The sequence below is a fragment of the Gemmatimonadaceae bacterium genome, from assembly GCA_019637445.1.
Classification (GTDB): domain Bacteria; phylum Gemmatimonadota; class Gemmatimonadetes; order Gemmatimonadales; family Gemmatimonadaceae; genus Pseudogemmatithrix.
The window spans coordinates 132204-143826 of the sequence record JAHBVS010000002.1 but is presented as its reverse complement, the minus strand read 5'-3'; the positions used below and the strand labels follow the sequence as shown (position 1 = coordinate 143826).

Below are 11623 nucleotides of genomic sequence, written 5' to 3'. Positions count from 1 at the left end.
CGGTAGGTCTGCCACACACGCCGGCGCGCAAGCTCCACCAATCCAATCACTTGCCAACCGCGCGCCCGACGCGCCCCAGCGGCGCATCCATGCCTGCCCCGCCTGTGAATGCAAAGCTGTGAGCAGGACGAAACAGCCCTACGCCAACACCCCCGCCACTTCGGCTCGTCCCCCCGCATCCAACGCCAACAACGGCTGACGCGGCACCCCACCAACCTTCCCCACCGCATCCAACGCCGCCTTCACTCCGGGCACGCCGAGCTTCGCGACAATCACGTCCGCCATCGGCTTGAGCGCCGCCTGCGCCTCCGTGATCCCGTGCGCATTCGCAGTCTGCACGCCGCGCAACACCTTGAGCGTGAGGTCTGCGGCAAAGAGTGAGACGGCGAGAATCCCGCCGCGTGCCCCAGCCTCCAGCGCCGCCCGGAACGTCGACCCAGACCCCGTGATCACGGAGAAGGAATCCGACTGCGCCTTCAGGAACCCCGCGAGCTGATCCAGCGACCCCGAGCTGTCCTTGATCCCAATCACGTTCTCGTGCTCGGCCAGCTCCGCCACCAATTCCGCCGGCAACGCGAAATGCATGTACTTCGGGATGTTGTAGAGCATCACCGGAAGCGGCGACTCGTCCGCCACGCGCCGATAGTGCGTCCGCAGCTCCGCCATCTGCATCGAGGACGCGTAGTAGTGCGGCGCCACGACGAGCACCGCATCCGCGCCGGCGCCCTTCGCGGCGGCGCAGCGCGCGACCGTCTGCCGCGTGCTCTCCGCCCCGCAGCCCGCAATGAGCCACTGGTCGGCAGCAATCAGCGGCCGCGCCGTCGAGAGTAGCCGTACCCGCTCATCCTCTGCGAGCAGCGCTGCCTCACCCGTCGAGCCAGCAACGACGATTCCCGATAGCCCCTCCGCCAGGTGCGCGCGCACGTTCGCCGCGAAGCCCTCAAGGTCCAGATCCTCCGACCCTGTCACGAACGGCGTCGTGACCGGTCCAAACACCCCGCTCAGGCTGCGCATCATCCACCCATGTTGAACTTGAGCGCCAAGTCACTCGGCCGCGTCGATGCCGCCAGTGCCACCTTGAGCTCGATCTGTTCCTCCTGCACCAGCTGCTCCAGATGCTGGTCGAAGGTCTGCATCCCATACTGCTCGCGGCCGGCGGCGATGTAGTCGCGGATCTCGTTGACCCGGTCACGGTCGAGCATCAAGTCGCGGATCGTCGGTGTCACGATCATGATCTCCAACGCGGCCACGCGCCCGTTCCCATCCTTGCGCGGCAGCAGCCGCTGAGACACGACGGCGTGCAGCGACTCGGCGAGCCGCACGCGCACGACGTCCTGCTCCTCGGGCGGAAACATCGCCATGATGCGCAGCACCGTGCTCTGCGCATCGGGCGTGTGCACGGTCGAGATCAACAGGTGCCCCGTCTCAGCCGCCTTCATCGCCGTGTCGATGGTCTCAGCATCACGCATCTCGCCGATGAGCACGACGTCGGGATCCTGGCGCAGTGCCGCGCGCAGGCCCATCCGGAAGTCGGCGGTGTCCACGCCGATCTCGCGCTGCGTCACCGAGCTCTGCAGGTCGCGATGCAGGAACTCGATCGGGTTCTCCAGCGTGACGATGTGCTTGTTGGCGTGCTGGTTGATGTGGTTGATCATCGCCGCCATCGTCGTGCTCTTGCCCGAGCCCGTCACACCGGTGACGAGGATCATCCCGCGCTCGGCCTCGGAGATCTGCTTGAGCACGGGCGGCACGGCCAGCCGCTCGAAGCTCGGCACCTCGAAGGGAATGACGCGCATCACGATCATGAAGCTCGAGCGCTGCCGCAGGATGTTTACGCGGAAGCGCCCGATGCCCGGCGCGCCCCAGGAGCAGTCGTAGTCGTTGATCTTGTCGATGCGCGCCCGGTCGTCCTCGTTGGCAATCAGCCGCAGCGCGATGCTCTTGGTCTGCTCGGGCGTGAGCGACTGCTTGGTGAGCGGCACCAGCTTGCCGTCGATGCGCGCGCGAAAGACGTCGCCGGCCTTGATGTGCAGGTCGCTTGCGCCGCGCTCCACCGCCGCCTTGATGATCTTTTCCATCGGCTCCGTCGGGTCAGTAGCCGGCGCGCTTGTCCACCACGTTGCGGAGGGGTTCCCCCGCCCGATAGCGCGCCCAATTGTCGAGGAACAACGCCTGCAACCGGTCCCAGAAACGCCGCGGCGACACACCACTGACGTGCGGGGTCCAGAGAACCTGCGGAAGGTGCCATAGCGGGCTGTCCGCCGCCAGCGGTTCCTTGGCAAAGACGTCCAATACCGCCCCACGGATACGGCCGGCCTCGAGCCCCTCGGCCAAGGCCGCTTCGTCCAGCAACGCACCTCGTGCGACGTTTACCACGATCGCGCCCGGCCGCAGTGCCTTGAGCCGCTTGGCGTCGAGCAGCTGCCGCGTCTCGTCGGTCAGCGGCGTCGAGAGGACAATCACGTCCGCGTGCGGCAGCAGGCCATCGAGTTCGCTGAGTCCGTGGATGGCCGCGAAGCCGTGTGGCGCGCCGAGTCCCGGCCGTCGACGGATACCGGTGACACGCGCGCCCAAGGCCTCGAAGCGCCAGGAGATCTCGCTGCCAAGTCCACCCGCGCCGATGACCAGCACGTGGCACTCGTCAATCTCACGCACCAAAGCGCGCGAGGTGGCGAAGGCGCTCTGGTCCCAGTTTCGGTCGCGACGCATCTCGGCGGCGAGATCCAACGCACGCAGGAAGTGCAGCACACCCGCCAGCACGTGCTCGGCGATGGTCGGGCCGTAGGTGCCGGCGGCGTTGGTCAGCAGCACATCGCCCTCACGCACTTCGTCGAACAAGAGCGTCGCGACGCCCGCCGTGCCCGTCTGCACCCACTTGAGCTGCTTGCCCGCGAGGAACAGCGAGCGCGGCATCCCAAAACCGAAGTAGACCTCGGCGTCGGGAATGACGCGCAGAGACTCGTCACTCGGCTGCTGCGCGCCATCGCCGAAGGAATCGGTCTCGGCCTCCACGATGTGCGTGCGCCAGCCGTCCGGCGTGGCCTCGCGGATCGCCGCAGCCACGCGGTCAGGCAGGTTGAAGGCCTCCGCCTTGGAGCGGAGGTCCACGACCAGCAGGCGATCAGACATCGCGCGGGAGACTACGAGCGCCGTTGGCGCAGGTCTTAGGCATCACGATCGGCTATCGTGCCGCGCGCCGCACTCGGGTCGCGATCGGCGGCCCGACGTCCGCCACGCGGCGGCGTGTCCGCCGCGCTGCGATCCTCACTGCGCTCCGCGTGCGGATGATGATTGTCGTCGTGCCGCGCGAGGAAGCGCCCCTCGATCCACCCAAGCCCGCGCAACACGATCATCACCGTCGCCGTCGCGGCCAGCGCCTCGAAGTGGTAGCCCGCGCCGACCGTGAGCCCAATCGCCGCCACGACCCAGATCGTCGCCGCGGAGGTAAGCCCGGTGATGGCCCCGCGCGTGTGCAGAATGGTGCCCGCGCCGAGGAAGCCGATCCCCGTGACCACCTGTGCGGCGATGCGGCCAGGGTCACCCACACCGCTGTCCTGCGTGATGCGAATCGAGAGATCCATCAACAACGTCGAGCCGATGCAGATGAGGATGTTCGTGCGCAGGCCTGCCGGCTTGCCCCGCATCTCGCGCTCGAGCCCGATGCCGCCGCCCGCCAGGATGGCGACGAGGATCTTCGCCCCCAGGTCGAGGCGCAGCGTCTCGACGAGCGCAAGGAAGTCAGCCACGCGCGTCGAGCCCCATCTTGTCGCGCACGGTGTTCATCGTGGCTCTCGCCACCTCGCGCGCGCGCGCCGCGCCCTTGCCGAGCAGTGCATCCACTTCGGCCGGGTTGGCCTGCAACGACTCGGCGCGCGAGCGGATGGGCGTCAGTTCCTCGACCATGTTCGCGTGCAGCACCTTCTTGCAGTCGATGCAGCCCCACTTGGCGCCGCGACAGTTCGCATCCACCTCGGCGACCGTCGCCTCGGGCGAGAAGGCCTTGTGCAGCTCGAAGATCGTCTTGCACTGCTCGGGCGTGCCGGGATCGGTCTTCCGCTGGCGCGCGGGATCGGTGATGGCGGGCCGCAGCTTGGCCCACATCTCGTCCGGCGTCTCCAGCAGGCCGATGGTGTTGCCCAGCGACTTGCTCATCTTCGCCTGCCCGTCGAGACCCACGATGCGCCGCGTCGCGGTGAGCTTTGGCTTGGGCTCGGGGAAGAACGGCGCGTCGGGCGAGAAGCGCGCATTCCAGTTGCGGGCCACCACGCGCGAGAGTTCCAGGTGCTGCACCTGGTCCTCGCCCACGGGCACGGTGTCCGCGAGATACAGCAGGATGTCCGCCGCCTGCAGCACGGGATAGTTGAGCAGGCCGGCCATCACCTGCTCCTGCTTGGCGGACTTGTCCTTGAATTGCACCTGGCGTTCGAGCTCGCCGAGTGGGGTCACGGTGTTAAAGACCCACTGCAGCTCGGTGTGCTGCGGCACGTCGCTCTGCACGAAGAGCGTGCACTTGGCGGGGTCGAGCCCCGAGGCCAGCAGCGAGATCGCCATGTCGCGCGTGCGGCGCCGCAGGTCCTCTGGCGCGTAGGCGATGGTGATGGCGTGGTAGTTTACGATGCAGAAGAACGACTCGTGCTCGTGCTGCAGCGCGACCCAATTCTTCACGGCCCCCAGGTAGTTGCCGATGTGGAGTTCGCCGGAGGGCTGGATCCCGCTGAAGACACGCGTCATCACACGAAGTTACGGAGCGTAGAGTGGGGCATCAACGGGAGAACGCGGAGCTGTTGGCGATGGCGGTCCGGGCCGCGGCGGCGGGCGCGGCGGTGATCGCCGAGGCGGCGCCACGGGTGCGGGAGCTGGACTGGCACTCAAAGGCCGCGCCGACGGACTTCGTCTCGGAGGTGGATGTGGCCGCCGAGCGGGCGATTCTGGGGCTGCTGACGGCCGAGCTCCCCGAGGCGGCGGTCCTGGCCGAGGAGTCCGCGACCTCCCTGCCCCCCGAGCGCCTGCAGCGCGGCCTGGCGCTGGTGGTGGACCCGTTGGACGGCACGACGAACTTCCTGCACGGATTTCCGGCCTACGCGGTCTCCATCGCGATCCTGCGGGACGGGGAGCCGGTGGCGGCGGTGGTGCACGATGTCCCTCGTGGCGAGGTCTTCACGGCCACCGCCGGGGGAGGCGCCTTTGTCGGGGACAGCTCGACAGCCGCGAATGGGTCCGCTGGCCGCGAGCGCCTGCGCGTCTCGACCATCTCCCAGCCCGAGCGGGCCCTGATCGGCACGGGCTTCCCGTTCAAAGACGCGGACGACATCGGGCCCTACCACCGGCAGATGGCGTCTGTCATGGCAGAAGTTGCCGGCGTCCGCCGCCCCGGCGCGGCCGCCCTGGACCTGGCCAGCGTCGCCGCCGGCCGCTTCGATGGCTTCTGGGAGCAGATGCTCTCGCCCTGGGACTTCGCCGCCGGGATGCTGCTCGTGCGCGAGGCCGGCGGCATCGTGACGGACCTGTCGGGAGCCCACCTCAGGGCCTTCGGGAGGTCATCCGTTTTGGCCGGTTCCGCCGTGATGCATCGGTGGCTGGCTGAGGCTTTGGCGCGGGCTTAGGGGAACTGCTTTGCCACAGAGACACAGAGACACAGAGAACCGCAACTTCAACTTCCTTGGGGGTCCCTCGGGCGGATCCCAGCGGGGCGACCGCCTCCGAATGCACTTGTAGTTCTCTGTGTCTCTGTGCCTCTGTGGCAATGCAGTTCCCCCCCTCCACAAGGGCTAGATTCAAGCACCACCCCGAATCCACAACAAGAGCGAAATGTCCCTAGTCGAGTGCGTCCCGAACTTCTCCGAAGGCCGCGACCCTGCGGTCATCAATGCCATCCGCGATGCCATCGCCAGTGTGCAGGGCGTCGTGGTGCTCGATGTCTCCAGCGACCACGACCATAACCGCACCGTCGTGACCTTCGTGGCGCCCACGGACGTGGCCGCCGAGGCCGCGTTCCGTGGCATCAAGGTCGCCAGCGAGCGCATCGACCTCACCCAGCACCAGGGCGAGCATCCGCGCATCGGGGCCACCGACGTCTGCCCCTTCATCCCGCTCGAAGGGACGTCGATGGAGGACTGCATCGTCCTCGCCCGCCAACTCGGCGAGCGCGTGGGCAATGAGCTGCAGATCCCCGTGTTCCTCTATGAGCGCGCCGCCTCGCGGCCGGATCGCGTCAACCTCGCGGACATCCGCCGCGGTGAGTTCGAGGCCGCGCGCGAGGAGATCGGCAAGGATCCCAAGCGCACGCCCGACTACGGGCCCAACAAGATCCACGCCACCGCCGGCGCCACCGTCATCGGCGCGCGGCCGTTCCTCGTCGCCTTCAACGTCTACCTCGGCAGCAAGGAGAACATTGCCGTCGCCAAGAGCGTCGCCAAGGCCGTGCGCGGATCCAGCGGCGGGCTCAAGGGCGTGAAGGGACTCGGGCTTGAAGTGGACGGCCAGGCGCAGGTGTCGATGAACCTCGTGGACCTCGACGCCACGCCCCTGCACCGCGCCTACGAGATGGTGAAGATGGAAGCCGAGGCGCAGGGCGTCACGCCAACCTGGAGCGAGATCGTCGGGCTCGTGCCCGAGCGCGCGCTGTTCGAGGCCGCGGCGCGGCATCTGCGTTGGCGTGGGTACTCGCCCGAGGCCGTGCTCGAGCGGAAGGTGCGCGCGGCGGCTTCGGGCGGCGAGAGCGTCGCCGGCTTCACGGCCGACGTCGCGAGCTCGGCGCCCGTGCCAGGTGGCGGCTCCGTGGTGGCACTCACCGGCTCGCTCGCGGCGGCGTTGGCGCAGATGGTGGCTGGACTCACGGTGGGCCGGAAGAAGTACGTCGCCGTCGAGGAGCAAATGAAGGAGCTCGGGCTGCGCGCTGCTGCGTTGGTGAAGCGGCTGCGTCAGCTCAAGGATGAGGATGCGGCCGCGTACACTTTGGTCAGTGATGCATACAAGCTGCCGAAGGAATCGCCCGAGCAGGTGACCGCGCGCGACGCCGCCATCCAGGCCGGTCTGATGAAGGCCGCCGAGGTGCCGCTGGAGACGGCGCGCTGGTGCGCCGAGGTGGCGGAGCTGGCAGCGATCTGCGCCGAGAAGGGGAACACCAATGCGGCCAGCGATGCTGGCGTTGCCGCACTGCTCGCCGAGGCCGCGGCCAAGGGTGCCGCGTACAACGTGCGCATCAATGTGGTCGGGATGCCGGACAAGGCCGCTGGCGCGCCGATGGCGAAGGAGTCCGAGCGTCTGGTGAAGACGGCAAGTGAAGCGGCGGCGCGGGCGACGGCAGCGGTTGAGAAGCAACTCGCGTGAGTGCGCCGCGCGCGACCGCACTCTGCGTGGGCGCCCTGGGCGTGAGTGCACAACGTAGCGCAGGCGCGATGCGAGTGCTTCGCAGCTTTGGTCGCGCGGCGTTGCTCGCGCTGCTGCTCCTGGCGACCTCCGCGTCAGATGCTCGCGCCCACCTCGGCCTGCGCAGTTCATCGCCGGCCGCAGGCGACACCGTCCGCACGCGCATCACCGAACTGCATCTCGGATTCACCCAGAACCTCACGCTTGATGTCATCCGCCTGCGGCTCTCGGATGCCACCGGTCGCGAGATCCCGCTCGGTGGCCTGCGCTACGTCGAAAGCTCGCTGCGCGATTTCGTGGTGCACGCCGGCCCCGTGCTCTGGGACGGCGACTACCGGCTCGAGTGGCACGTGGTGGGCGCAGATGGGCATCCGGTCACGGGCGAAATCCGCTTCGTGGTCGCCGGTGTGCAGCAGGCGCCGCCTCCGGCCGATCCGCTCGAGGGGTTGCGGCCTATTCCCGCCGGACCGCCAGCCGCCCTGTCGGACGTAGAGTCTACCGCCGCGCTGAACACGCCCTGGGCCGTCACCGTGCGCACGGCGCACTTCGGATTCCTGCTGGTCACCGTGGGTGTGGTGGTCTTCGCGTTGGTCGTGATGCCGGGTGCGCAGCGCCGCGTGCTCGCCGAGTCGGCGCCCTTGGAGCCGGCCGCGGTGCCAGCGTTGTCCAAGCGCGTCGCGGTCGTTGGGATGTTTGCCTCTGGCCTGCTGGCCCTGGCCACCGACCTGCGGATCGACGTGCAGGCCAATGCGCTCTTCGAGGCCTTCGGCGGCGGTGAGGCGGGCGCGCGGGCGTTCATCGCCTCGCTGCAGGGCATGCCCTGGATGCGCGCGCTGGTCTGGCAGGCCTACGCGTCCATTGTCTCGCTAATCGGCTTCGTGATGGCACGGCGGGGAGTACGCTGGGGCTGGTGGGTCGCGGCCCTCGCAGTGCCCGTCTTCGTGGCCGCGCCCGGCTTTGCGGGCCACGCGGCGAGTACGGAGCCACGCACGGCAGGCCTGATCCTCGACGCGCTGCACGTGCTTTCCGCCTCGGCCTGGCTGGGCGCGCTCGTCGTGATGTTCGTGGCGGCCATCCCTGCCCTGCGCAGGCTGCCGAACGCCATCAGCGGCCCGCAGATCGCCGCGCTGGCGGAGTCGTTCACGCCGATGGCGCTCACGGCTGCGGCCGTGCTGGGCGTAACCGGCGTGGCCGGGGCCTGGCTGCGAGTGGGCTCAGACGCCGCAGCCTGGACCGGGCCCTACGCCACGGCGCTGCAGACGAAGATGGCCGCGCTGGCGATTGTGCTGGCGGCGGGGTTCTGGAACTGGAAGCGTGTGCGGCCGCGGCTGGGCGGCGCGGAGGGTACGCGGGCGCTGGTGAGGACGACGTCGGTTGAACTGCTCGGCGGTGCGCTGGTGTTGATCGCGACAGCCGTGCTGGTGGCGACGCCGCTGCCGCACTGACGGCTGCGCCGCCATCGGCGGCGACAGCAGCGACTAGTCCAGCGTCGTCAGCACCCGCGGCCCATCGGCCGTGATCGCCACCGTATGCTCGAAGTGCGCACTCAGCGCCCCATCGAGCGTGACGATGGTCCACTTGTCCGACAGCGTCTTGGTGGCTGCCGCACCCGCGTTCACCATCGGCTCGATCGCCAGCGTCATCCCGGCCTGCAAGCGCGGCCCCCGCTTCGGCTTGCCGTGATTCGGCACCTGCGGCTCCTCGTGCATCGCCGCCCCGACACCGTGCCCGACCAGATCACGGACCACGCTGAAGCCCGCCTTCGTCACCACGCCCTCGACCGCATGGCCGATGTCGCCGATGTGGTTGCCAAGCTTGGTCTCGCGGATGCCGGCCCACAGCGACGCTTCCGTGACCTCCATCAGCTTCTTGGCCTCTGACGAAATCTCACCCACGGCGTAGGTCCAGGCCGAGTCGGTGTGGAAGCCGCCATAGTGCACGCCGATATCCACGGTGATGATGTCCCCGTCCTTCAGGATGCGCTTGGCGCTGGGGATGCCGTGAACGATCTCCTCGTTGAGCGAGATGCAGGCCGAGCCGGGGAAGCCGTAGAGACCCTTGAAGGACGGCGTGGCACCCGCGTGCGAGCGGATGAACGACTCCACCATCGCGTCGATCTCCAGCGTGCTGGCGCCGTCGACGAGGGCAGGCTTGATGTGCTGATGCGTGGCGGCGAGGATGCGGCCGCCGGCGGCCATCGTCTCGAGCTCGCGTGGGCTCTTGAGCTGGATCATCGCGTCAGGCCCACGGCAGTACGCGGTATGGCGCGGACGGCTCGCGCCGTCACTTCCCTACAGCCTTGAGCGCGCGCGCCGTCACGTCGTCGAACGAGCCCACGGCATCGATGTGCTGCACATTCGCCTTCTCGCCGACATACCAGTCCAGCACGGGCTTGGTCTGCGCGTGGTACACGCTGAGCCGGTTGCGGATGGCCTCGGGCTCGTCGTCCTTGCGACGCACCAGGGTGCCGCCGCAGCCATCCGGGCAGGGGGTGCCGGGCTGCTCGCCCGTGAACGGCTTCTGCGTCTTGTCGCAGGTGGTGCGGCCGGAGAGGCGCTCCACGAGCAGTTCGTCGGCGATCTCGAAGTTGAGCACCACGTCGACCTGCTTGCCGATCTCCTTCGTGAGCCCCTTGAGGCCCTCGGCCTGCGGCACCGTGCGCACGACGCCGTCGAGGATCGCGCCCTTCGCGTAGGTGCTCGACAGCAGCGCTTCCTTGATGATCCCGAGAATCACGCTGTCGGGGACCAGGTCACCGCGGTCCATGAAGCCCTTGGCCTCGAGACCCAGCTTCGTGCCGTCCTTCACCGCGGCGCGGAGCACATCCCCTGTAGCGAGCTTGGGGACGCCGAGGGTCGCGGCGATCCGCTCCCCCTGCGTCCCCTTGCCTGCACCGGGTGGTCCGAGCAGGACGACCAGCACCTAGAAGCCCTGCGTGACGTTGCGACCCCGGAAACGCACGCGGCCACCCTTCTTCATGAAGCCGTCGTACTTGCGGAGCAGCAGGTGGTTCTGCATCTGGGCCATCGTGTCGAGCGCCACGCCGACCACGATAAGCAGCGAGGTGCCGCCGAACTGGAACGGCACGCCAAAGATGTCGGCCAGCCAGATCGGGAGCAGCGCGATCACGGTCAGGAACGCCGCACCCGGCAGGGTGATGCGCGAGACCACGTGGTCGATGTACTCGGCCGTCTTCGAGCCCGGCTTGATGCCCGGGATGAAGCCGCCCTGCTTCTTCAGGTTCTCCGCCAGGTCCACCGGATTGAAGATGATGGACGTGTAGAAGTACGTGAAGAACATGATGAGCACGGCCGAGAGCGTGAAGTAGAGCCACGTCCCGGGCGCGAACATCTCGGAGAACTGGGCCAGCGCCGGGTTGCCGGAGAACTGCGCGATCGCGCCCGGCACCACGATGATGGACTGGGCGAAGATGATCGGCATCACGCCGGCGGTGTTGATGCGCAGCGGGATGAAGTTCTTCGCCGCCTCGCGCTGACGGCCGCGGGCCATCGTGCGCTGCGGGATCTGGATGGCGATGCGGCGCGCGGCGAGGGTCATCGCCACGGTGCCGGCCACCACCAGGAGCATCGTGATCGTCATCCCGATGAGCGAGAGCAGCGAGACCGCGCCCGTGCTCACGAAGGAGAACGTCTGGAAGATGCCCGGGATGAAGCGCTCGACGATGCTGAAGAAGATCAGCAGCGAGGCGCCGTTGCCGAGGCCGCGCTCGGTGATCTGCTCGCCCAGCCACATCACGAACAGCGCGCCCGTGGTGAGGAAGAGCACCATCTGGAAGACAAAGCCCGTGCCCGGGTTGAGCACGGCGCCCTGCACGCCCGAGGTGAACAGCGCGTAGCCATAGCCCTGCACGGCGGCGAGGGCGACGGTGCCGTAGCGCGTCCACTGGGTGATCTTCTTGCGCCCCTCCTCGTCCTTCTGGAGCTTGTCCATCGAGGGGACCACCGCGGCCGCGATCTGCATGAAGATCGACGCCGAGATGTAGGGCATGATGCCCAGGGCGAAGATCGTGGAGCGGGAGAGGTTCCCGCCCACGAACAGGTCATACAGCCCGAGCAGCCCACCGCCCTGGCTGGCGAAGAAGTCCAGCATCGCCGTCACGTCCACGCCGGGGGCGGTGACGTGCGAGCCCACCCGGTAGATCACCAGGCAGAGGAACGTGAACGTGATCTTCTGCCAGAGCTCCGGCGTGCGGTAGATGTTCCCCACCGCCGCCATCGGGTTCGGCTGGGCCATT

General features: G+C 68.3%; 11 protein-coding genes. 3 read left to right on the top strand and 8 right to left on the bottom strand.

The features are described 5' to 3' along the window. Nucleotides 1–138 precede the first annotated feature (138 nt). Genes KF709_10860 through trpS form a run of 5 tightly spaced genes read right to left on the bottom strand, consistent with a single transcriptional unit; the run spans nucleotide 139 to nucleotide 4731 of the window. Complete coding sequence (locus KF709_10860) at nucleotides 139–1017, bottom strand: dihydrodipicolinate synthase family protein (protein MBX3174903.1); 879 nt, start codon at nucleotides 1015–1017, stop codon at nucleotides 139–141. Beyond that, entirely contained in the window at nucleotides 1014–2078 is a 1065-nt protein-coding gene (locus KF709_10855) for a PilT/PilU family type 4a pilus ATPase (protein MBX3174902.1), read from the bottom strand. Before KF709_10855 ends, KF709_10860 begins: the two co-directional genes overlap by 4 nt. Nucleotides 2079–2091: 13 nt before the next feature. Continuing rightward, nucleotides 2092–3129 (bottom strand): D-2-hydroxyacid dehydrogenase, encoded by a 1038-nt coding sequence (locus KF709_10850; GenBank protein ID MBX3174901.1) that lies wholly within the window; start codon nucleotides 3127–3129, stop codon nucleotides 2092–2094. Between the two features lie 35 nt (nucleotides 3130–3164). Beyond that, nucleotides 3165–3746 (bottom strand): MgtC/SapB family protein, encoded by a 582-nt coding sequence (locus KF709_10845; protein ID MBX3174900.1) that lies wholly within the window; start codon nucleotides 3744–3746, stop codon nucleotides 3165–3167. After that, nucleotides 3739–4731 carry a tryptophan--tRNA ligase gene (trpS, locus tag KF709_10840; protein MBX3174899.1) on the bottom strand — a complete coding sequence of 331 codons (993 nt, stop codon included), beginning with the start codon at nucleotides 4729–4731 and terminating at the stop codon, nucleotides 3739–3741. The genes KF709_10845 and trpS overlap by 8 nt, the downstream gene beginning before the upstream one ends. A gap of 23 nt (nucleotides 4732–4754) precedes the next feature. On the opposite strand from trpS, the gene KF709_10835 reads away from it, so the two are divergent. The 3 genes from KF709_10835 to KF709_10825 all read left to right on the top strand — a co-directional run bounded on the left by KF709_10835 (nucleotide 4755) and on the right by KF709_10825 (nucleotide 8813). Then, nucleotides 4755–5603: an inositol monophosphatase gene (locus tag KF709_10835; protein ID MBX3174898.1), complete on the top strand. Its 849-nt coding sequence runs from the start codon at nucleotides 4755–4757 to the stop codon at nucleotides 5601–5603. A 205-nt stretch (nucleotides 5604–5808) separates the two neighbouring features. After that, nucleotides 5809–7329: a glutamate formimidoyltransferase gene (ftcD, locus tag KF709_10830; protein MBX3174897.1), complete on the top strand. Its 1521-nt coding sequence runs from the start codon at nucleotides 5809–5811 to the stop codon at nucleotides 7327–7329. A 68-nt stretch (nucleotides 7330–7397) separates the two neighbouring features. Beyond that, nucleotides 7398–8813, top strand: a complete 1416-nt coding sequence (locus tag KF709_10825; GenBank protein MBX3174896.1) for a copper resistance protein CopC/CopD — start codon at nucleotides 7398–7400, stop codon at nucleotides 8811–8813. Between the two features lie 33 nt (nucleotides 8814–8846). Here the strand turns inward: KF709_10825 and map are convergent, their stop codons facing one another. The 3 genes from map to secY are packed head-to-tail and all read right to left on the bottom strand — an operon-like array spanning nucleotide 8847 to nucleotide 11622. Next, entirely contained in the window at nucleotides 8847–9602 is a 756-nt protein-coding gene (map, locus tag KF709_10820; protein ID MBX3174895.1) for a type I methionyl aminopeptidase, read from the bottom strand. 49 nt (nucleotides 9603–9651) lie between these two features. Continuing rightward, nucleotides 9652–10290, bottom strand: a complete 639-nt coding sequence (locus KF709_10815; protein ID MBX3174894.1) for an adenylate kinase — start codon at nucleotides 10288–10290, stop codon at nucleotides 9652–9654. Next, nucleotides 10291–11622, bottom strand: coding sequence for a preprotein translocase subunit SecY (secY, locus tag KF709_10810; protein MBX3174893.1), 1332 nt, complete (start codon nucleotides 11620–11622; stop codon nucleotides 10291–10293). Nucleotide 11623: the final 1 nt, after the last annotated feature.